General features: G+C 71.4%; 18 protein-coding genes. 10 read left to right on the top strand and 8 right to left on the bottom strand.

Annotated features, from left to right (window positions below; translation table 11 throughout):
• Window positions 1-434: 434 nt before the first annotated feature.
• Window positions 435-2,441 carry a hypothetical protein gene (locus QSK26_RS15435; RefSeq protein WP_285775802.1) on the top strand — a complete coding sequence of 669 codons (2,007 nt, stop codon included), beginning with the start codon at window positions 435-437 and terminating at the stop codon, window positions 2,439-2,441.
• A 6-nt stretch (window positions 2,442-2,447) separates the two neighbouring features.
• Here QSK26_RS15435 and QSK26_RS15440 read toward each other — a convergent pair whose 3' ends face one another.
• From QSK26_RS15440 to QSK26_RS15450, 3 genes are all read right to left on the bottom strand, one after another.
• Window positions 2,448-3,722, bottom strand: coding sequence for a cytochrome P450 (locus QSK26_RS15440; RefSeq protein ID WP_285775803.1), 1,275 nt, complete (start codon window positions 3,720-3,722; stop codon window positions 2,448-2,450).
• 66 nt (window positions 3,723-3,788) lie between these two features.
• A complete protein-coding gene (locus tag QSK26_RS15445) occupies window positions 3,789-5,057 on the bottom strand; it encodes a cytochrome P450 (RefSeq protein ID WP_285775804.1) in 1,269 nt (422 codons plus the stop codon).
• Window positions 5,058-5,129: 72 nt separating this feature from the next.
• Window positions 5,130-6,695 carry a GMC family oxidoreductase gene (locus tag QSK26_RS15450; RefSeq protein ID WP_285775805.1) on the bottom strand — a complete coding sequence of 522 codons (1,566 nt, stop codon included), beginning with the start codon at window positions 6,693-6,695 and terminating at the stop codon, window positions 5,130-5,132.
• Between the two features lie 228 nt (window positions 6,696-6,923).
• Here QSK26_RS15450 and QSK26_RS15455 point away from each other — a divergent pair, with 228 nt between their 5' ends.
• The gene (locus QSK26_RS15455; protein WP_285775806.1) at window positions 6,924-8,456 is read left to right on the top strand and encodes a long-chain-fatty-acid--CoA ligase; all 1,533 of its coding nucleotides are present in this window, start codon (window positions 6,924-6,926) and stop codon (window positions 8,454-8,456) included.
• 63 nt (window positions 8,457-8,519) lie between these two features.
• Here QSK26_RS15455 and QSK26_RS15460 read toward each other — a convergent pair whose 3' ends face one another.
• The 4 genes from QSK26_RS15460 to QSK26_RS15475 form a co-directional block, all read right to left on the bottom strand.
• Window positions 8,520-9,779 (bottom strand): SAM-dependent methyltransferase, encoded by a 1,260-nt coding sequence (locus QSK26_RS15460; protein WP_285775807.1) that lies wholly within the window; start codon window positions 9,777-9,779, stop codon window positions 8,520-8,522.
• Window positions 9,780-9,792: 13 nt separating this feature from the next.
• On the bottom strand, window positions 9,793-11,175 hold the full coding sequence (locus QSK26_RS15465; protein ID WP_285775808.1) for an FAD-binding oxidoreductase: 1,383 nt from the start codon (window positions 11,173-11,175) through the stop codon (window positions 9,793-9,795).
• A gap of 236 nt (window positions 11,176-11,411) precedes the next feature.
• Complete coding sequence (locus QSK26_RS15470; RefSeq protein WP_285775809.1) at window positions 11,412-12,419, bottom strand: NAD(P)-dependent oxidoreductase; 1,008 nt, start codon at window positions 12,417-12,419, stop codon at window positions 11,412-11,414.
• A gap of 1 nt (window position 12,420) precedes the next feature.
• Window positions 12,421-14,001 (bottom strand): serine/threonine-protein kinase, encoded by a 1,581-nt coding sequence (locus tag QSK26_RS15475; RefSeq protein ID WP_285775810.1) that lies wholly within the window; start codon window positions 13,999-14,001, stop codon window positions 12,421-12,423.
• Window positions 14,002-14,151: 150 nt separating this feature from the next.
• Here QSK26_RS15475 and QSK26_RS15480 point away from each other — a divergent pair, with 150 nt between their 5' ends.
• From QSK26_RS15480 to QSK26_RS15505, 6 genes are all read left to right on the top strand, one after another.
• A complete protein-coding gene (locus QSK26_RS15480) occupies window positions 14,152-15,291 on the top strand; it encodes a CaiB/BaiF CoA transferase family protein (RefSeq protein WP_285775811.1) in 1,140 nt (379 codons plus the stop codon).
• Window positions 15,288-15,941 (top strand): nitroreductase family protein, encoded by a 654-nt coding sequence (locus QSK26_RS15485; protein WP_285775812.1) that lies wholly within the window; start codon window positions 15,288-15,290, stop codon window positions 15,939-15,941. The genes QSK26_RS15480 and QSK26_RS15485 overlap by 4 nt, the downstream gene beginning before the upstream one ends.
• Window positions 15,942-16,060: 119 nt before the next feature.
• Complete coding sequence (locus tag QSK26_RS15490) at window positions 16,061-16,906, top strand: ABC transporter ATP-binding protein (protein WP_285775813.1); 846 nt, start codon at window positions 16,061-16,063, stop codon at window positions 16,904-16,906.
• On the top strand, window positions 16,903-17,757 hold the full coding sequence (locus tag QSK26_RS15495) for an ABC transporter permease (RefSeq protein ID WP_285775814.1): 855 nt from the start codon (window positions 16,903-16,905) through the stop codon (window positions 17,755-17,757). The genes QSK26_RS15490 and QSK26_RS15495 overlap by 4 nt, the downstream gene beginning before the upstream one ends.
• A 24-nt stretch (window positions 17,758-17,781) precedes the next feature.
• Window positions 17,782-18,024, top strand: coding sequence for a helix-turn-helix transcriptional regulator (locus QSK26_RS15500; RefSeq protein WP_285775815.1), 243 nt, complete (start codon window positions 17,782-17,784; stop codon window positions 18,022-18,024).
• Window positions 18,021-18,575, top strand: a complete 555-nt coding sequence (locus tag QSK26_RS15505; RefSeq protein ID WP_285775816.1) for a hypothetical protein — start codon at window positions 18,021-18,023, stop codon at window positions 18,573-18,575. Before QSK26_RS15500 ends, QSK26_RS15505 begins: the two co-directional genes overlap by 4 nt.
• Before the next feature lie 39 nt (window positions 18,576-18,614).
• Here QSK26_RS15505 and QSK26_RS15510 read toward each other — a convergent pair whose 3' ends face one another.
• Complete coding sequence (locus QSK26_RS15510; RefSeq protein ID WP_285775817.1) at window positions 18,615-19,079, bottom strand: GyrI-like domain-containing protein; 465 nt, start codon at window positions 19,077-19,079, stop codon at window positions 18,615-18,617.
• Between the two features lie 205 nt (window positions 19,080-19,284).
• On the opposite strand from QSK26_RS15510, the gene QSK26_RS15515 reads away from it, so the two are divergent.
• Both QSK26_RS15515 and QSK26_RS15520 read left to right on the top strand, forming a co-directional pair.
• Entirely contained in the window at window positions 19,285-20,724 is a 1,440-nt protein-coding gene (locus QSK26_RS15515) for a GuaB1 family IMP dehydrogenase-related protein (protein WP_285775818.1), read from the top strand.
• A gap of 70 nt (window positions 20,725-20,794) precedes the next feature.
• Window positions 20,795-21,457: a YflT domain-containing protein gene (locus QSK26_RS15520; protein WP_285775819.1), complete on the top strand. Its 663-nt coding sequence runs from the start codon at window positions 20,795-20,797 to the stop codon at window positions 21,455-21,457.
• The last annotated feature ends 266 nt before the right edge of the window (window positions 21,458-21,723 follow it).

Below are 21,723 nucleotides of genomic sequence, written 5' to 3' on the forward strand. Positions count from 1 at the left end.
GGGTCGCGATACGCATATGTCAAGGGTAGCGTAGAGCGCCCATGTCGTGGCTCGCCCGCGACCGCCGGGCACGTCCCCGTGCTGTCACCTCTCGCGCCGCCGTACCTGCGCGTTCCGCGCGCTGTCCAGGTGTTCGCGAGACCGGATGGTGATAGATCCGTTGTGACCTCTTCTGTCCCTTTAGTTTAACCTTGTCCCTGTGCTGGACCCTGGGCGACGGGGGCGGGGACCGGGACCCGGCGTGACCGTGTCCTCCGTCGTCCTTTGTCGTTCTTCGTCGTTCTTGTCGTTCTTCGTCGCGCGATTCGCCGGCCGATCCCGTCGGCCTGCGGTTCGCCAGGGGATTCTCTGGTTTTCCTGCGGAACCCCCTGATTGACATGAGATCATGCCCAGCACGCCTAATCCGGGCAATACCGCAGGAGGTACGGCAACAATGGCCCCGGAGCAGTCCAGCCAGTCCCACCTACCTCCGGCCTGGCCTGAAACGCCTTCGAGCGACCCGCCTCCCGCATGGCCAGAGCCCACCGGCCCGTCCTGGCCCGAGCCGCCACGCGACGAGCGGCCTCCGGCATGGCCGGAGATTCCGCGCGAGCAGCCGGGCGCGTGGCCCGAGGTACCGGGGGCGCCCGCGGCGTCGTGGCCCGAACCCGCCGCGCGCGAGGAACTCCCCGCCGCCTGGCCCTCCCCCGCTGACCCCTCGACCGCCTCCCGCGCCGCCGACCGGGCCCCGGCCGCCCGTGCCTCCGCCCCCGACCGGGCCCCGGCCCCTCGGGACCGCACCCCCGCCTCCTGGCCGGATGCCGGCCTCACCCCCTCCGCTCCGGCGACCGCCCCCGGCTCCCCCACCGCCTCGGCGGCCGGTGCCGGATCCCCCGCCGCGGGACGCGTCCCCGCCTGGCAGCAGGCCCCCGCCGGCGAGTCCTCCGGCTGGTTCGCCAACCCGAAGAACGCCACCCCCGCCGGCTACGGCCCGCCCGACCGTCCGGCCGCCGCCAACGGCTACGGCCCGCCCGGCCCCGACACCTCCGCCTTCGGGAACGGCGAGGCGCTCGGCGCTCCCCCCGGCGGGTACGGCCCGCCCGACGTCGGCGGCAACGGCTTCAACCAGCCCGACCGGTCGTCCCCCACCGACCGCTCCTTCTCCACCGACCGCTCGTCGGGGGCCGCCCCGAACCGCGCGGGCGACGACGGTCGGCCGGTGTGGCCCGACGACGACCCGCTCGGCACGATGAGCAGCATTCCCGTGGCGTCTTCTCCCGCCACGTCCGACGCGAACTTCGAGAGGACGGTCTCCCTGCCAACCGGCCGGCCCCAGCCCCCCACCCCGACCCCCCAGCAACCCCGCAGGCCCGACGGCCAGCCCCCCGCCCGCCCCGGCGGACCGCTGGGCCCCCCGGGACCTCCGAACCCCGGCGCCCCGGGCGGCGGCCCCGGCAGCCCCGGCGGCCCGAACACCCCCGGCAACGCAGGCGGCCAGAACCGCCCGAACGGCCCAGCCGGTCCAGCCGGTCCCGGTGGACCCAACGGCCCAGGCGGTCCCGGTGGACCTAACGGCCCCGGCGGGCCGGACGCCGGGGATCCGTACCGGCCGTTCGTCACCGCGGGGCAGATCAGCGGGCCGAAGACGCCTCCTCCCGAGCGTCAGCAGGAGCTGTGGAACACCGTCTTCGGCGACAACTACCAGGAGATGGGCGGGGACGACGACTTCGACCGTCCCGGCAAGCCGATCTGGATGTACGCGCTCGTCGGCTCGGTGCTGATCGCCCTGGTCGGCGCGTTGCTGTGGGCGTTCCTCGCCGGGCCGCTGGCCTCGGAGGACACGCCGGAGCCCGACCCGTCGGCGGCCGTCCCCTCGGCGACCGCCCCGGCCAGCCCGCGCCCGCAGTCGGCGGGCAGGCTGCCCCGGTACAAGGGGGAGGCGTCGGAGGTGAACGGGCCGCTGGCGGACGAGGCGGCGGCGATCACGATTCCCCGGCTGGGCGCGCCGTGGCGGCTGGACCAGCGCCCGACCGTCCGCACCACGCACGGCTACTCGACCCGGCAGTACGTCGCGGCGGGCACCGACTCCACGGGCAGGGCGCAGTTCGCCCAGCTCATGTCGGGGCCGCTGCCCAAGGCCGCGCAGCCGAAGTACACCACGCCGGAGAACCTCACCCCGGTGATCAACGCGGTGGCCTACCAGGCGCGCACGAAGTACTTCCCCGAGGGCAACACGATCCGCAAGACCGCCCAGCAGGCGCTGGCGGTCGGCGGTCTGCCCGGCCAGCTCGTCGGCTACGAGATCACCGCCGGCGAGCAGAAGACGACCATGGTGGTGGCCGCCGTCAGCACCGGCGCGGACTTCCCCGCGATCGTCTACATGTCGGTTCCGGCCGGCAAGAAGGAGCTGCTGCCCGACGTGAACACCGTCTTCAGGCAGATCCGTCTCGCGAAGTCCTGACCGCCGTCAGAACTCCGCGGTCTCCCGCTTGATGCCGTTGATGAAGCCGGAGAGCAGCCGCTCCGGCGTGCCCACCTCAAGCTGGGGGACGCGGCGCAGCAGCTCGCGGAACATCACGCCGATCTCGCGGCGGGCGAGGTGGGCGCCCAGGCAGAAGTGCGGGCCCGGCCCGCCGAACCCGACGTGCGGGTTGGGGTCGCGGGTGATGTCGAAACGGCCGGGGTCGGCGAACACGCGCTCGTCGCGGTTGGCCGACCAGTAGAACAGGACGGCCTTCTCGCCCTTGCGGTAGAGCGTGCCGTTCATCTCGAAGTCCCTGGTGAGCTTGCGGCGCATGTAGTTGACCGGCGACGCCAGCCGGACGATCTCCTCCACCGCGCGCGGGGTGTGCCCGTCGATGTCGGTGAGCCACAGGTCGCGCTGGTCAGGGTTCTCGGTGAGCAGGCGCATGCCGTGCGAGATCGCGTTGCGGGTGGTCTCGTTGCCCGCCACGACCAGCAGGATGAAGAACGACCCCAGCTCCTGCATGGTGAGCCGCTCGCCGTCGATGTTGGCGTTGACCAGCGCCGAGGTGAGGTCGTCCGTGGGCTGCTCGGCGCGCCGGGCGGCGAGGTCCTGGACGAGTTGCTGGAGCTCCATCCCGGCGGTGAGCAGCCGCTCGCCGACCGTCAGCAGGTCGTCCCCGCCGAACTCGGGGTCGAACCCGCCGAGGATGACGTTGGTCCGGTCGTAGACGTGGCCGTAGTCCTTCTCCGGGATGCCCATCATGTCGCAGATGATCTTCAGGGGCAGCTTGGCGGCGACCTCGGTGACGAAGTCGCAGCCGGGGCCGGTGCGCAGCAGGTCGTCCACGATCCGGACGGCGGCCGCGTCGACGTCGGCCTCGAACTGCTTGATCATCTTGGGGGTGAAGGCCCGCGAGACGATGCGGCGCAGCCGGGCGTGCCGCGGGTCGTCCATGTTGATCATCGAGCCGAAGTACTCGGCGAACTCGGCGGGCATGTCCGGGATGTTGGTCGCGCCGCCGTCCCCCGAGCAGAAGGCGTCGGGGTGCCGGCTCGCCTCCAGGATGTCCGCGTGCCGCACCAGGGCGTGGTAGCCGGGACCGGTCGGAGCGTAGGTCACCTCGGCCTCGGCGTAGAAGACCGGCCGGTCGCGCAGCCGCAGCAGCCGGAACGCCTCTTCCCGCTCGGCCATCGGCCGCAGCCAGAACGAGGTGTCGGACAGGTCGAAGTCGTCGACCGAGGTGATCGGCCCGCTCCCCGCTGGACTCACGCTCATCCTTCCATGATTCGCAACGCGCGGACCTGCGTCAATGGAATGTTGCGTACGTTGTACGTGCGTGGCTCAGAAGGCGCAGGGCATCCGCTTGATGCCGTTGATGAAGCTGGAGCGCAGCCGGTCGGGCTCGCCGACGGAGCGGATCTCCGGGATCCTGGACAGCAACTCCCTGAACAGGACCCGGATCTCCCGACGGGCGAGGTGCGCGCCGAGGCAGAAGTGCGGACCGGGGCCGCCGAAGCCCAGGTGCGGGTTCGGGTCGCGCAGGATGTCGAACCGGTAGGGGTCGGTGAAGACGTCCTCGTCCCGGTTGGCCGCCCAGTAGAAGAGCAGCACCTTGTCGCCCTCCCGGTAGGACGTGCCGTTCATCTCGTGGTCCCGGGTGACGGTCCTGCGCATCCACGCCACCGGCGACGCCAGCCGGACGATCTCCTCCACCGCGCCGCCGACCCGGCCGTCGAGGTCGGCGAGCAGCAGGTCGCGCTGGTCCGGGTTCTCGGTCAGCAGGTGCAGGCCGTGCGAGATCGCGTTGCGGGTGGTCTCGTTGCCCGCCACCACGAGCAGGATGAAGAACGACCCCAGCTCCTGCACGGTGAGCTGTTCACCGTCGATGTTCGCGCTGGTCAGCGCGCTGATCAGGCCGTCGGGGCGGTCCTTCGCGAGGGAGGTGACCAGGCCCGCGAGCCGCTCGCCCGCGCCGAGGAGCAGCGCCCCCGCATTCTCGGCGTCGGAGACGAACTCGGGGTCGCCGCCGGAGAGGATGACGTTGGTCGCCTCGTAGACCGTGCGGTAGTGCTCGGCGGGGATGCCCATCATGTCGCAGATGATCTTCAGGGGCAGCCGGGCGGCGACCTCGCCAACGAAGTCGCACCCCGGCCCGACGGCCAGCAGCTCGTCCACGATGCGCGCCGCCTCGGCCCGCACGTCGTCCTCGAACTTCTGGATCATCTTCGGTGTGAACGCCCGGGACACGATGCGGCGCAGCCGGGCGTGCCGGGGATCGTCCATGCTGATCATCGACCCGAAGTACTCGGCGAACTCCGGGGTCAGGTCGTGGACGCTGGTGGAGCCCTTGGCCGAGGAGAATATCTCCGGCCGGCGGCTGGCCTCGACGATGTCGGCGTGCCGTACCAGGGCGTAGAAGCCGTCGCCGGGCGGCGCGTAGCCGACCACCGGCTCGGCGAAGCGCATCGGCGCCGGCTGGGCGCGGAGCAGCGCGAACGCCTGCTCCCGCTCGGCCATCGGCCGCGCCCAGAACGCACGGTCAGAAAGGTCGATCTCCCCGAGAGCGAGCGTCACAGAACCTCCATCGAACCCGGCCGGACCACTGTGCATCCTGCCACATCCCCTACGCGCACGCGGCTTGCGCACGATCCCGCCCCGGGGGGCGGGGCCGCCTGCGGCGGTTCAGAGACGGGCGGCGGCAAGGAGGTCGGCGGCCCTTTCGGCGATCATGACGGTGGGGGCGTGGGTGTGGCCGCGATTGATGACCGGCATGACGGAGGCGTCGGCCACCCGCAGGCCGGCGACGCCGCGGACGCGCAGCTCGGGATCCACCACGGAGTCCTCGTCGGCGCCCATCCGGCAGGTGCCGACCGGGTGGTAGAGGGTCTCGCTGCGCTCGCGCACCCAGCGGGCCAGCTCCTCCTCGCCGCGCGCGCCCCAGTAGGGCTGCATGGGGCCGCCCGCGAGCGGGGCGAGGGCCTCGGTCTCGAACAGCGCGAGCGCCGTGCCCAGCCCGGCGACCAGCCGCGTCACGTCGGCCTCCGCGCTCAGGTAGCCCGGGTCGATGACGACCTGCGGGCCGTCGAGCGTGATCCGGCCCCTGCTCTCCGGCCGCAGCAACACCGCGCCGATGGTGAGGCCGTGCCCCTCGACCGGGCTGAGCCCGTGGTCGGAGAACGGCCCGGGGGCGAAGATCAGCTCGATGTCCGGCGCCGGCTCGCGCGGCGTGGTCCGGACGAACGCGACCGCCTCCCCCACGTTCGAGGTCAGCATGCCGGACCTGGCGAACACGTACCTGGCGAGGTTGGCCAGGGACTCCGCGCCGGCCAGGGTGATCTCCCGGGTGCAGCGCAGGTTGATCCCGGAGGCCAGGTGGTCCTGGAGGTTGCGGCCCACGGCGGGCAGCTCGTGCACCGGCCGTACGCCGTTGGCCGACAGCTCCGACGGCTCGCCCACCCCGGACAGCATGAGCAGGTGCGGCGACCCGACGGAGCCGGCCGCCAGCACGACCTCGCGTCCCGCGCCGAGCCTGGCGCCGCCGGCGAGCTCGACGCCGGTCGCCCTGCCCTCCTCGATGACCACCCGGGCGGCGGTGGCCCCGGTGAGCACGGTCAGGTTGGGCCGCCTGCGCGCCGGCCGCAGGTAGGCGTCCGCCGCGCTCCACCGCCTGCCCCGGTACTGCGTCACCGGCGTCTGGCAGTAGCCCTCGTTGGAGGGGCCGTTCAGCTCGGCCAGCCGGGTCATGCCCAGCTCGCCGCAGGCGCGCAGGAACGCCGCCGTCGCCGGGTTGGGGCTGCGCAGCTCGGAGATGTGCACCGGCCCGTCGGTGCCGTACACGCCGCCGTGGTTGCTGCCGATCCGGTGCTCGGCCCTGGTGAAGTACGGCAGGACGTCGGCGTAGGACCAGCCGGGCACCCGCCATCCGTCGTAGTCGGCCCGGTGGCCGCGCACCCACATCTGGGCGTTCATGCTGGAGGAACCGCCGAGCATCTTGCCACGCGGCCAATAGAGCCGCCTGCCGAACATCTCGGCCTGTTTGGCGGTGTGGAAATCCCAGTCCCGCGCGGTCTTGAACAGCTTCTTGAACGCCGCCGGAATGCGCACCTCCAGCCCGTCGTCCCGGCCGCCCGCCTCCACCAGCGCGACGGAGACGGCGGGATCGGCGGAGAGCCGCCCGGCCAGCACGCATCCGGCCGATCCCGCGCCGACGATCACGTAGTCGTACTGCCTGGACACCGCTGACGGCATGGCCGCGCCTTTCCTCGTCGGGAACCGCCGCCGCTCCCCCTGGCCAGCGACCTGTCATCTACTTACTCCCGCGAGCGGGCGCGCGCCATCCGTATGCACTTTGTGGTAGCCCGATTGATGCCACTTTCGATGCAAAATTCAATTTGTTATCTACGTTACCTACCGGTCAGTATCTCGTTGTTGCCAGGATGACCGTATCCGCTCTTACCCCTCGGAGAGGAAGCGACCATGCTCAACCTGGCGATCGTGCTGGAAGACAGCGCCCGCGAGGCTCCCGACCACACCGCCATGGTCTTCGGCGAGCTGCGCCTGCCGTACTCCCTGGTGGACACCGTCGCCAACCAGGTCGCGAACCTCCTGGTGGCGCGCGGCATCGGCAAGGGGGACAAGGTCGCCATCGCCTGCCCCAACCTGCCGTACTTCCCGTTCGTGTACTACGGCATCCTCAAGGCCGGCGCGACGGTGGTGCCGCTGAACGTGCTGCTCCAGGCCCGGGAGATCGCCTACCACCTGACCGACTCCGACGCGAAGGCGTTCTTCTGCTTCGAGGGCACGCCCGAACTCCCGCTCGGCGAGCGCGGGCGGGCCGGGTTCGACCAGGTGGAGGTCACCGAGCACTTCTTCGTGCTGCCCGCGACCGCGTTCGCGACCGAGTCCGAGCTGGGCGAGACGGTGTGGGCCGCGCTCGACGGGATGCCCGGCGAGTTCAGCACCGTGCAGACCGCGCCGGACGACACCGCGGTCATCCTGTACACCAGCGGCACCACGGGCCAGCCCAAGGGCGCCGAGCTCAGCCACCAGAACATGGTGATGAACGCCATGGTCTCCGACGCGATGTTCCCCGACGAGGCGGACGGCGACGTCTTCCTCACGGTGCTGCCGCTGTTCCACTCCTTCGGCCAGACCACCCTGCTCAACATGGGCTTCCGCCGGCGGGCCACGCTGGTGCTGCTCCCCCGCTTCGAACCCGGCCCCGCGCTGGAGCTGATGCGCACGGAGAAGGTCACCTTGTTCGCGGGCGTGCCCACGATGTACTGGGCGCTGCTGACCGCCGTGCACGCCGGTGAGGAGGTGCCCGCCTCGCTCAAGTCGGCGGTCTCCGGCGGCGCGGCCTGCCCGGTCGAGGTTCTGAAGGACTTCGAGACGACCTTCGGCGTCGGCATCAACGAGGGCTACGGCCTGTCGGAGACCTCCCCGGTGGCCAGCTTCAACCAGCCGGGCCGGGTCACCAAGCCGGGCACCGTCGGCACCCCCATCTGGGGCGTGGAGATGCGGCTGGTGGACAGCGAGTGGAAGACCGTCGAAGGCGAGGGCCCCGGCGAGATCGCCATCCGCGGGCACAACATCATGAAGGGCTACTACAAGCGCCCCGAGGCCACCGCCGAGGTGATCAAGGACGGCTGGTTCCGCACCGGCGACATCGCCACCCGCGACGCGGACGGCTACTACACCATCGTGGACCGGGCCAAGGACATGATCATCCGGGGCGGCTTCAACGTCTACCCGCGGGAGATCGAGGAGGTCCTGATGACCCATCCCGCGGTCTCGCTGGCCGCGGTCGTCGGAGTGCCGCACGACTCGCATGGCGAGGAGATCAAGGCATACGTGATCCGCAAGGCGGGCGAGGACGTCTCCGAGGAGGAGCTGACCGCCTGGGGCAAGGAGAACATGGCGGGCTACAAGTATCCGCGGATCGTGGAGTTCCGCGACGCGCTGCCGATGACCGCCACCGGCAAGATCCTCAAGCGCGAGCTGCGCTGACCCCGGACGCCGCCGGCGCCCGTCCCCGTGGACGGGCGCCGGCGGCGCGCGGAACGGGCCCGGTCAGGGCCAGTCGATCGAGGGACGCAGCGGCACCCCGGCCTCGCCGCGCTCGCCCAGTTTCACGGCCAGCACCTGGTGCAGCTGGATCTTGTTGCGCTCGAAGCCGACGATGCAGCCCGCCATGTACAGCCGCCAGACCCGCGCGGTGCCCATGCCGACCTCCTCGACCGCTTCCTCCCAGTGCTCGTCCAGGTTGGCGACCCAGCCTTCGAGCGTCTTGGCGTAGTGCTCGCGGAGGTTCTCGGTGTGCCTGATCTCGTAGCCGATGTCCTCCATCTGGCGCGCCAGATAGCCGATGGACTCCAGCTCCCCGTCGGGGAAGACGTAGCGGTTGATGAAACCGCCCTTGTTGATCGTCTTTTCAGTGCCGGTGGGCCGGGTGATGCAGTGGTTGAGCAGCCGCCCGCCCGGTTTGAGCTTGTCGTACAGGAACTTGAAGTAGAACGGCAGCTGTTCCTTGCCGATGTGCTCGGTGAGACCGATCGAGCTGATCCGGTCGAAGCCGGTGTCGGTGACGTCGCGGTAGTCCATGTACCGGACCTCGGCCAGCCCGTCCAGCCCCGCCTCGGCGATCGCCTTCTGCGCGTACTCCGCCTGCTGCCGCGACAGCGTCACGCCCAGCGCCTTGACGCCGTACTCCTTGGCCGCGTGCATGACCATGCCGCCCCAGCCGCAGCCCACGTCGAGCAGCCGCATGCCGGGCTGGAGGTCCAGTTTTTTGCTCACCAGGTCGAACTTGGTGTACTGCGCCTCCTCCAACGTGGAGTCCGCGGCCGGGAAGACCGCGCACGTGTACACCATCGACGGCCCGAGCACCCACTCGTAGAACCGGTTGGACACGTCGTAGTGGTGATGGATCGCCTCGGCGTCGCGCGCCTTGGCGTGCCTGCTGCCGAGACGCGCCAGCATGCTGCGGCGCATCTCCTGCTTGGGCACCGGCACCCGCATCATCAGCGGCTTGACCCCGAGCTCGCGGACGGCGGAGAGCTTCTCCGCCGGGGTCAGGTCGTTGAGCGTGACCGACCACATCCTGTCGAGCAGGGTGTACATGTCGCCGTGCACGTCGAGGTGACCCGACACGTAGGCGCGGGCGAGCCCCATCTCGCCGGGCGCCTGCGCGAGGTAGGCGACCGCGATCGGGGACTTCACCTCGATGCGGATGTCCGAGCCGTCCGGCCCGGCCTTGCTGCCGTCGTAGGCCACGAAGGAGATGCCCGTCTCCGGCCCGACGACTTTCTCGAAGATCTGTGCAAGAGACACAGAACCAACCTCCTTAACGCCCCCGTACACACTTCTCGTAGAGGTCGAGCAGCCGGCCGCCCGGATCATAGGCTCTCTTGACCGGCCAGTAAGCGTCTCCGTTATAGAGGCGCCAGAACTCGTCGCGGGGGTAGAACGAGGTCGAGTAGAGGGACTTGTGACCGTCGAGCTCGTGCACGGCATGCTCGATGAGCCGGTTGTAGTAGCCGTCGAACTGCCCCTTGGGCAGCGGGACGGTTCCCCAGAACCCGAAGTTCACATAGAGCCGCCCCTGCTCCAGCGGGTAGAGCGGCCAGTCGTCCCCCGACTTGAGCGGGCACATCCATACCGGCGTCATGCCCACTTTGGAGTGGAAGAAGTCCAGGAACTCAGCGGCGCGGTCGACCGGCACCTCGACGTCCTGGATGACCGACTCCTGCACCGGCTGGTTACGCCAGCGGTCCAGCCGCGCGGTCACGCCGTACCTGCGGTCCAGGCCGACCAGCTTGCGGTAGACGTCGGAGCGCAGCCAGCGCCGCGGGGTCACCGAGCGGACCAGCGGCTGCTGAACGCCGAACGCGCGCGAGCACCAGAACCAGTCGGTGTCCCAGCGCCACAGGTAGTCGCGGACGGTCAGCCAGTCCCGGGTGCGGCTCTGGATCGACTGGTAGTAGATGCGCATGCCGGTGTAGTCGGACACGTAGGGCGCGCGGTCGGAGAACTGGCCGAGCGTGAGGTAGAGCTCGCCGGGGCGGAAGAACACGCCGTCCACGAAGTCGACCCGCTCGCCGTCGTACTCCTTGGCCTCGCAGATCTCCTGCATGGCGAGCATGCACTTGTCCGCGTCGGAGAAGGGCAGGTGGGTGAGCCGCACGTAGGGGCTCACCGGCTTCAGCTTGATCCGGAGGCGCAGCGCGTAGCCGAGGGTCCCGTAGGAGTTGGGGAACGCGCGGAACAGGTCGCTGTGCTCGTTGTCCTCCCGGGCGACGACGATGCGGCCGTCACCGGTGAGGATCTCCAGCTCTTCCACCGACTCGTGCGGCAGGCCGTCGCGGAAGCTGGTGGACTCGATGCCGAGCCCGGTCACCGCACCGCCCAGCGTGATCGTCTTGAGCTGCGGCACCACGTAGGGCATGAGCCCGTACGGCAGCGTGGCGTCCACCAGGTGCTCGTAGGTGGTCATCCCCTGCACCTCGGCGGTGCGGGTCACCGGATCCACCTCGATCACCTGGTCGAGGTCCTTGGCGGAGAGCTTGGCGGCCTTGCCCCCGTCACGGAACCTGAACAGGTTGGTCGTGGCCTTGGCCAGCCTCGGCGCGGCATCCCCCGGAATCGCCGCGTAGGACTCCTTGATCTGCTCAACCGCCCGCCGGTGTGCCACCATCTGCCCGGACGAACGTTCGGAGCGCTCTGGCATGACACCACCCCCAGGTCCCAGAGACGTAGATCGTCATCTGGCACGCTATCTCCAGAAAGAAACACAGACCAGACTTCACACGTTAACCATGCGAAAACTTCGAGCTCCACCGGTTGGCCCGCTCCGGACACCGGGGTGCTGTGAAGCGACCGAAACTCTACTCCCCTGCGCACCATCAGTCTCGGCACCCCCCTGGTGTGCCCCGTGGCGGGTCGTGCGAATCGTCCGATGCCTGGTCAGGACGCCGGGCGGCGCCGCACGACGGGGTCGAGGCCGTTGACCACGCCCACCACGGGGCGGCCCTCGACGACGGCGCGCAGGTTCTCCAGGACCACGCCGAGCAGCCGCCCGGTCGCCTGCGCCGTCACACCCGCCACATGCGGGGAGAGCAGCAGGCCCGGCGTCTCGCGCAGCGGGTCGTCCGGCGGCAGCGGTTCGGTGGCGTAGACGTCGAGCGCGGCTCCGGCGAGCCGCCCGGCGGACAGCGCGCCGGCGAGGGCGGCCTGGTCCACGACGCCGCCCCGGGCGGCGTTGACCAGGAGGGCTCCGGCGGGCATCCGGGCCAGCGCCTCCGCGCCGATCAGGCCGCGGGTCTCCTCGGCCAGCGCGATCACCAGGACCAGCACGTCCGAACCGGCGACCAGTTCGTCCAGGTCGCGGTACACCGCGCCGGCGGTCTCGCCCACCGGTCTCGCCCGCCGCGACCAGTAGGACACCTCGCAGCCGAACGCGCCGAAGAGCCGGGCGCACGCCGCGCCGATCGGCCCGAAGCCGACGATGCCGACCCGCGCGCCGCCGAGTTCCCTGGGCCCGAGGCCGAGCTGCGGCCACTCTCCCGCGCGGACCGCCGCGTCGGCGGCGGTGAGCCGACGGCACAGCGCGAGCGCGGCGGCCACGCACCATTCGGCCACGGCCTTCGCGCTCACGCCCGGCGTGTTGGCCAGCGGCACGCCCGCCGCGGTGAGCGCCGCCAGGTCGTGCCCGTCCACGCCCACCGACGGCTGCTGCACGAAGAGCAGGCCGGGCGCGGCCCGGACGGCCTCGGCGTCCAGGACGAGCGAGGCCGTCCAGTCGCCGAGCACGATCTCGGCGCCGGGGAGGGCCTCCCGCACGGCGTCGGGATCACGGGCCGCGGGCACGGTCACGCTGACCGCGTCGCCGAGGGGCGCGAGGAGCCCGCGCACCGCGCGCTCGGACAGCGGCGCCAGTGCCAGCACCCGCCACGGCCGCGCGTCCGGCGTCACGTCACCCTCCGGCCGGGGTGAAGCTGTCGAAGACCCGGTCGATCATCTTGCGCTGCCGGTTCCACTCCGCCTCCGGCGCGGTCCACTCCAGCGTGTACGCCGTGCCGCCGGCCACCACGACCCGGCGCACTTCGTGGTAGGTCTCGCCCGCCCGTGCCCACGGGAAGCGGTTCAGCTCGCCCATCACCCAGGTGAACTCCCACTCGGCCGCCTTGCCGCCGGGGACGGCGACCTCCCCGGTGCGGATGGTGCGGATGTCCTGCGCGTAGAGCGCGATGCCCTGCTCCTGCTCGCCGAGGATGCTCAGCGGGTCCTCGGCGCCGGGCTCGCGCGACTCCTCCACGCCGAGGTGCGCCCCGCCGTCACGGCGCAGCCACTCGGTGTACCCCTGGTCCCTGGACCCCTTCCAGCCCCGGGGGAAGGAGATGGCCCAGCCCTTGGGCGAGTTCCAGGGCCGGAGCACGCCGGGCCGTTTGGTCGCGGTGGGGGTCGGGGTGGGCGTCGGGGTCGGCGTGGCGGACGGGGCGGCCTCCGTGGCGGCGGCGGTGGCGGCGGTGGGCGGCGCGCTCACGGCCGCGTCCGCCGCCGGGGGGCCGCCCCTGGCGCCGAGGGTGATCCAGCCGACCGTGCCGCCCACGGCGACGACCACGGCCGCGGCGGCGATCAGCATCGTCCTGCGCCGCCCGCCGCCGCTCTGCTCCGGGTTCTGCGCGGTCGTGGTGGCCGTGCGCCCCTCACGCCGCCGGCCGCCCCTGCCCTCCGGGACAAGGAGCTCGGCCAGCAGCTCGTCGGCCTGCTCGGCGGTCAGCCGCTCCGCGGGGTCGCGCTGCAACAGGCCCTTGATCACGGGATGCAGCCAACGCGGCACCCGCATCATGTCGGGGTCCTCGGTGAGCAGCGCGCTCAGGGTGGCCATCGTCTCCGAACGCTCGAACGGCGAGCGGCCGATCACGGCGGCGTACAGGGTCGCGCCGAGGGACCACAGGTCGGACGGCGGGCCGGAGGCGTGGCCCCGGGCGCGCTCCGGCGCGAGGAAGCTCGGCGAGCCGGCGACCATCCCGGTCTGGGTGAGGGAGCTGTCGCCTTCGAGGGTGGCGATGCCGAAGTCGGTCAGCACCGCGCGGCCCTCCGCCGTGACCAGGATGTTGCCCGGCTTGACGTCCCTGTGCAGGATGCCGATCTCGTGCGCGGCCCGCAGCGCGGAGAGCACCTGGCGGCCGATGTCGGCCAGTTGCCGCACCGGTATGGGGCCGGTCTCCCTGACGATCTCGTCCAGCGGCTGCGCCTCGACCAGTTCCATGACGATCCACGGGCGGCCGTCCTGCTCGGCCACGTCGTAGACGGCGACGATGCTCGGATGGTTGAGCCGGGCCGCGGTTCGCGCCTCGCGGGTGGTGCGGAGGAGCTGACGCTCGTGCTCGATGGGCGGGAGCCCCGGTGGAAGGATCACCTCCTTCACCGCGATCGTCCGATCGAGAAGCGTGTCGTGGCCTTCCCAGACCACGCCCATGCCGCCTTGCCCGAGCTTGCGTAGCAGCCGGTAACGCCCGGCGATCAGCCGTTCGCTGTCCGGTGACACCATGTCCGTTTCCGCCCCTTGATCCCTGCCGACAAGCCGCAAGTTTCCCATATCGGCGGCTTTCGCGTAGGCGGTCGGGATGGCGTCTTGCAAGAGAACACCGAATGTTGTTCTACTGTCGGGCGACGATCGCTTTCTGACGAGGAGACACGCATGGGCGAACCGCCGGCGAACGGGGCCGGCCCGCTGGCCGGAATACGCGTGCTCGAACTGGCCGGGCTGGCGCCGGGGCCCTTCGCGGGGATGATGCTCGCCGACCACGGCGCCGACGTGCTGCGGATCGACCGGGTCGCCGCCGTGGCGCGGGCCGGCGACCGGCCGCGCCGGGACACCCTGGACCGGGGCAAGCGCACGATCGGGCTGGACCTGAAGTCGCCCGAGGGCGTCGCGGCGTTCAGGGAGCTCGCGGCGCACGCGGACGTCGTCATCGAGGTCTTCCGGCCGGGCGTGGCCGAACGCCTGGGCATCGGCCCCGAGGACCTGCACGCGGTCAACGAGCGGCTGATCTACGGCCGGATGACCGGCTGGGGCCAGGAGGGGCCGCTGGCGTCCACGGCCGGGCACGACATCGACTACATCGCGGTCTCCGGCGTGCTGTCGCTGCTCGGCCGCGAGGGTGACAAACCGACGCCGCCGATCAACATCCTCGGCGACTTCGCCGGCGGCGGGCTCATGCTCGCCTACGGCGTGCTGCTCGCGCTGATCGAGCGCGGCAGGACCGGGCGCGGCCGGGTCATCGACGCGGCCATGGTCGACGGCGCGGCGCTGCTGTTCGCGATGTTCCACCAGGGCGTGCGGAACGGCACCTGGGGCCCCCGCGGCACCAACCTGCTCGACACCGGCGCGCCCATGTACGACACCTACGAGACCGCCGACGGGCAGCACGTGGCCGTCGGGGCGCTCGAACCGCAGTTCTGGCAGGAGATGGTGGACAGGATGGGTTTGACGGATCTTCCCGACCGCGACGACCGGGCCAACTGGCCGGCGCTCAAGGCCCGGCTGGCGGAGGCGTTCCTGACGAGGACGCGGGCCGAGTGGGAGGCGGTGTTCGCGGGGTCCGACGCCTGCGTCTCACCGGTGCTGTCGCTCCAGGAGGCGGCCGGCCACCCGCACAACGTGGCCCGCGGCGCCTTCGCCGACTCCGGCGGGACCCTCCAGCCGGCGCCCGCGCCGCGGCTGGCCGGGGTGCCGCGGCCGGACCTGTCCCCGGCGACCCGGCTCACCGACCTGTCCGGGTGGGGGCTGTCCGTCGAGCGGGCGGCCGGGCTGCGCGCGGCGGGGGTGCTGGCGTGAACGTCTTCGAGGCGCTCTACACCACCAGGGCGATGCGCCGGGTCAAGCCGGACCCGATCCCCGAGGAGGTCCAGCGCAGCATCCTGGACGCCGCGATCCGGGCGCCCAGCGGCGGCAACGCGCAGGGCTGGCGGCTGCTGCTGGTGGACGACCCGGAGACCAAGGCCGCGCTCGGCCCGCTCTACCGGGACGCCCTCGGACGGCTCTTCGAGGGGCACTACAAGCCGATGCGGGAACGCGCCGAGGCCGAGGGCGACGAGCAGACCCTCAGGGTGATGCGCTCGTCCCAGCACCTGGCGGACCACTTCGAGGCGTACCCGCTGCTGCTGTTCGCCTTCACCCGCAACGACCCCGGCGGCGGCTCGATCTACCCGTCGGTCTGGAGCGCCCAGCTCGCCGCCCGCGCGCACGGCGTCGGCTCGGCGCTGACCAGCGTGCTCGGCCTGTTCCACGCGGAGAAGACGTTCGACCTGCTCGGCGTGCCACCGGACAAGGGCTGGACACTCGCCTGCACGGTCACCTTCGGCTATCCGACCGGCCGCTGGGGGGTGGCCCCGCGCCGCCCCGCGCACGAGGTGAGCTACCGCAACCGCTGGGGCGACCCGGTCGGCTTCGAGATCCCCGATCCCCTCTGGCCGGGCCAGGACTGATCCCCGCCTTACCCGGGCGTCGCCGTGACCACGGCGGCGCCCCTTTTTTTCGTACTCCACCTTCATCACTGTGTCGTAGGAGTTGATTCAGATGTAGTACATCTACTACATTCTCCCGTATGAGTACTGCGATAAGCGTGCGTGGGCTGCGGATGGCCTACGGCCGGGCCGAGGTGCTGAAAGGCGTGGACCTCGACATCCGCGAAGGCGAGATCGTCGCGCTGCTCGGCCCCAACGGGGCGGGCAAGACGACCACGATCGAGATCCTGGAAGGCTTCCGCAACCGGTCGGGCGGCGAGGTGAGCGTCCTCGGCACCGACCCGCAGCGGGGCGGCGACGCCTGGCGGGCCAGGCTCGGCGTCGTGCTCCAGGCATGGCAGGACCACAAGCGGTGGGGCGTGCGGGAACTGCTGGCGCACATGGGCTCCTACTACGACAACCCACGTGACCCCGACGAACTGCTCGCCGCGCTCGGGCTCACCGGGCAGGCGTCCCAGCAGGTCGGCCTGCTCTCCGGCGGGCAGCGCAGGCGGCTCGACGTCGCGATCGGCATCGTGGGCCGCCCCGAGCTGCTGTTCCTGGACGAGCCGACGACCGGCTTCGATCCGGAGGCCCGGCGCGAGTTCCACCGGCTCGTCGAGCGGCTCGCCACCGAGGACGGCATGACCATCCTGCTCACCACGCACGACCTGGCCGAGGCGGAGCGGCTCGCCGGGCGGATCGCGATCCTCCTCGGAGGCAAGATCGCGGTCTGCGGCGACGCGGAGGACCTGGCACGCGCCGTACAGGCGCCCTCGCGGGTGGGATGGATCGAGGACGGCGAGCGGCGGACGCGGGCCACCGACGACCCCTCGGGGGTCGTGTGGGAGCTGCAGGCGCGGTTCGGCGGGCCGGTGCCCGGCCTGGAGGTCAGGCGGCCGACGCTGGAGGAGAGTTACCTGGACCTGGTCGGGAGGGCGGCGTGAAGACCGTGCGGAAGATGATGGGGATCGGCGTCCGGCGCGGCTGGGCGGAGTTCGTCCACCTGGTGAAGGACCGCAAGGAGCAGGCCGGGCAGCTCCTCGGCACGGTCGGGGTGTTCGTCCTGCTGCTGCTGTGGATCGGCGACGAGCCGGTGAAGGGCACCGACGTCTCCAGCGGCACGCTGATGACCGCGGGCTTCCTCGCGTTCACCATCACCTCGGGCGGGCTGCTGTCGCTGGCCATGATGATCGCCGCGGACCGGGAGGACGGCACGATGCTGCGGCTGCGCGCGACCGCCGGGGGCATCCCCGTCTACCTGATCGGGCGCGGGGTGACCGTGCTGTGCCAGATCGTCCTGCAGTGCGGGCTGATGCTCGGCATCGGCCTGGCCCTCGGCAGCGTGACCTTCCCCTCCTCGCCCGCCGACTGGCTGACGCTCGCCTGGGTCGTGCCGCTCGGCACGCTGGCCGTGGTCTCGCTCGGCGCGGCGATCGGCTCCGTGCTGCCCAGCCCGAAGACCGCCGCGGTGATCATGGGGTTGCCCATGATGGGCGCGATGCTGATCTCCGGCGTCATGCTGCCGATGTCCTACATGCCGGAGCCGGTCCAGTGGATCGCCCAGGCGCTCCCGCTGTACTGGCAGGGGCTCGGCCTGCGTTCGGTCTTCCTGCCCGACAGCATGCTCGCGGCCGAGATCGGCGGCGCGTGGCGGCTGCCCGAGACGGCGGCGGTCCTCGGCGCGTGGGCGGTCGCCGGACTGCTGCTGGCCGCCTGGCTGCTCCGCCGGGCCACCCGGCGCGAGTCCGGGTCCCGCCTGGCCGAGCGGCGACTGGCCGCCCAGGCCGCAAACTGATGATCGGCATGGGAAACTGACCCGGTGTCCGCGGAAGACGTCTACAACCGGATCACGGTGCTGAGAGCCGAGCGCGGCATCTCGCGCCGTGACCTGGCTTCGGCTCTCGGGGTCCACTATCAGACGATCGGCTATCTTGAGCGCGGCGAATACAGTCCCAGCCTGTTCCTCGCCCTGCGCATCGCCGCATATTTCGAGGTCCCGGTGGAGGTCGTCTTCTCCCTGAAGCCCTTCCCCCGGCTGGGCAGCGAAGGAGGAGCACGGTGAAGGGCTGGTGGGCGCGCCAACGGGAGGCGCAGGAGCGGCGGCAACTCGCCAGGCTCGACGACCCCCGCACCCTGCGCTGGCGGGACACCAGGGCGAAACGCCAGCGGCTGGTCGTCGCGGGCGCCGGAGCCCTCGCCCTGCTGTGGGCGGGGCTGGTGGTGATCTGGTTCCTGGCGCCGAGCGACACCGCGCGGAACGTCTACATCTCCATGCTGTTCGTGGCCTTCGCGATCGGCGTCTTCGTCGTCGGCGTGCTCCAGCAGGCGACCGGCGGCATCACGACGCTGTCGCCCGGCAGGCTCGACGAGCGTCAGCTCGACGAGCGGAACCGCGCCTACACCACGGCCCACCTGGCGACCACCGCCGGCCTCGTCGTCCTCGTCGCGTTGAGCCTGCAGGCGGGCAGGACGTCGGGCGGCCTGACGATCACGATCCCGCTGGCCCTGATCTATCCGGGCGCGTTCACCCTGGCGGTGACCCACCTGTTCCTGCCGCTGCTCATCGTCGGCTGGCGGCTGCCCGACCCGCCGCCCGACGACGAGGACGACTGACCTCCCCGGGTACGGCCCGCACCGCCGCACCCGCGGACGTCACCGCGGAGGCAGCACCGCCACGTAGATGTCGGCGCCGCCACGGTGGTGGATCTCCAGATCGGTGGTGAACGCGCGCGGCGGGGCTCCGCCGGACTCCGTGTGCTTCCAGACCTGCTGCCAGCACTCCACCAGCGCGTCCGGCATCGGCCCTCTGGCCTCCAGCCGCATCGCCGGGACGCCGGGCACCCGGACCGCCACCATCCCCTCGGGAAGGGCCGCGACGGCGCGCACGGCCACGCCCACGACCTGCGTGTAGGCGCCGTGGTGATCGCTCTCGTAGTCGGTCAGGACCGCATAGAGACTCTCATCGACCTTGCCCGGCACGTGGGCGAACGCCCCCGGCGCGCCCGCCCTGGCCCACAGGACCGGAAGCCTGGCCCGCGCGGGATCCGACTCGTCAGCGTTCGCCGTACGCACGGCGAAGCCCACGACCAGCACCTCGGGCCGGTCAACGATGTTCACACTGCCTCCATTTCATGGCCACCCGTTCGGCATGATTCAATCGCGCCGTCAATGTAGCCCCTCCGTGTGCCCATCGGATCCTCCCTGGGTGTGATCTGTATCCCGGCGGACAAACGGAGGCCCCGAAGACGGTCTGGCGGACACCTTTTTTCCTCCAGACGGGGAACACCCATCTTGAACCACCGGGCGAATAGGATGGGCACACGTGAAGTTCCTCAACGACCTCAATCCCTCCCACGACCTGACATACAGCGACGTGTTCATGGTCCCCGCGCGGTCGGACGTCGGCTCCAGGCTGGACGTCGACCTGAGCAGCAGGGACGGCACGGGCACCACGATCCCGGTCGTGGTGGCCAACATGACGGCGGTCGCCGGGCGGCGGATGGCCGAAACCGTGGCCAGGCGTGGCGGGATCACGGTCATACCGCAGGACATCCCGATCGACGTCGTCACGGACGTCGTCGAGTGGGTCAAGAAGCGCGACCTGGTGCACGACACCCCGCTCACCCTCACCCCGCACGACACCGTGGGCGAGGCGCTCAACCTGCTGCCGAAGCGGGCGCACGGCGCGGTCATCGTGGTGGACTGGGAGAACCGCCCGGTCGGCGTGGTCACCGAGGCCGACTGCGCGGGCGTGGACATGTTCACCCAGCTCTCGCAGGTCATGTCCGCCTCCGTGCTCACCCTGCCCGCCGGGCTCGCGCCCCGGGCGGCGTTCGAGACGCTGCACGAGGGCAGGCACCGGCTCGCGCCCATCGTGGACGGCGACGGCCGCGTCGTCGGCATCCTCACCAGGACCGGCGCGCTGCGGGCCACGCTGTACCGGCCGGCCGTCGACCCGGCGGGCAGGCTGCGGGTGGCCGCCGCCGTCGGCGTCAACGGCGACGTGGCCGCCAAGGCGAAGGAACTGCTGGACGCCGGGGTCGACTGCCTGGTCGTGGACACCGCGCACGGCCACCAGGAGAAGATGATCTCGGCGCTGCACGCGGTCCGGGCGCTCGGCCCCGGCGTCCCGCTCGCCGCGGGGAACGTCGTGACCGCCGAGGGGGTGCGCGACCTCGTCGCCGCCGGGGCGGACATCGTCAAGGTCGGCGTCGGGCCCGGCGCCATGTGCACCACCCGGATGATGACCGGCGTCGGACGGCCGCAGTTCTCGGCCGTGCTGGAGTGCGCGGCCGAGGCCAGGCGGCTGGGCCGGCACGTGTGGGCCGACGGCGGCGTCCGCCACCCGCGCGACGTCGCGCTCGCCCTGGCCGCGGGGGCGGCCAACGTGATGATCGGCTCGTGGTTCGCCGGCACCTACGAGTCGCCGGGCGACACCCGCACCGACGCGAACGGACGCGCGTACAAGGAGAACTACGGCATGGCGTCGGCGCGGGCGGTCAAGCTGCGGACCGCCGACGACACGCCGTTCGAGCGGGCCCGCAAGGCTCTGTTCGAGGAGGGCATCTCGACCTCCCGGATGTACCTGGACCCCCTACGGCCGAGCGTGGAGGACCAGATCGACGCCATCGTGGCCGGGCTGCGCTCCGCGTGCACCTACACCGGCGCCGGGGACCTAGAGGAGTTCCACCGCCGGGCCGTCGTCGGCGTGCAGAGCTCCTCGGGCTACACGGAGGGCATGCCGCTGCATCAGAGCTGGTAGGAATATCCGCCGCCCGCCGGGTAGAGCCAGTTATCTGGACAGAGCACTATCCCGCGAAAGGCGGTCTGTCATGACCGATCCGACCGTCGGCCTGGGTACTCCTGTCAACGTCGACAGGAGACTCCTGGTCAGCCATACCGACTACGTGTCGGCGCAACGCACCGTGGACGCCTTGTCGGACGCGGGGTTCCCGGTGGAGCAGGTCTCCATCGTGGGCCGTGACCTGCGCCTTGAGGAGGTCGTCACCGGCAGGGTCACCAACGCGACGGCGGCGCTCCGCGGAGCGGGCAACGGCGTCGTCTTCGGCCTGGTGATCGGGCTGTTCCTCGGCCTGTTCACCAGCACCACGGCGTCGTTCATCGCCCTGGTCCTGTGGGCCGCCCTGTGGGGTGCCGCCCTCGGTGCCGCGTTCGGCTTCGCCAACCACTACTTCACCCGCGGCCAGCGCGACTTCGCCTCGCGCAGCGCCCTCGTCGCCGGCCGGTACGACGTGATGGTGGCCACGACGCACCTGGAGCGGGCCCGCGCCACGCTGGACGGCCTGTCCCGCCCCGGCGAGGCCGGCAGCTACGACACGGCCGTCGTGGAGCCGCCGCCGTCCGCGGGGACCTATCCCGGGCAGCGGGAACAGCACGACCCGTACGGGCAGACGCCCGCCGCGCCGCGCCCGATGCCCGCGCCGGAGCAGGGTCACACCATGCCCGACGCCTACGGCCGCAACCACCGCCGCTAATGGGAGCTACCGGGTCGGCTGATCGGGCAGACTCGGTGCCTGGTAGCCGCGAGTGAGTGAGCACTTCCCACCGCTGGACCGATCGTGAGTCCTGGGGTCAGACAGTGCCCTCACTCGTGGTCAGGGGCCTTGATCACTAATGGGATGTCGTGCCCGCCCTCCGGGGGCGTGAGTACTGGTCCATTAGCACGCCGACCGGCTCCTGCGGGCTGCTTGATCGTGTTGTCGAGGGTTGGAGGATCGGGTGCTGTTCGTCGGTGATGACT

This window comes from Microtetraspora sp. NBRC 13810 (assembly GCF_030268685.1).
Lineage (GTDB): Bacteria > Actinomycetota > Actinomycetes > Streptosporangiales > Streptosporangiaceae > BSRQ01.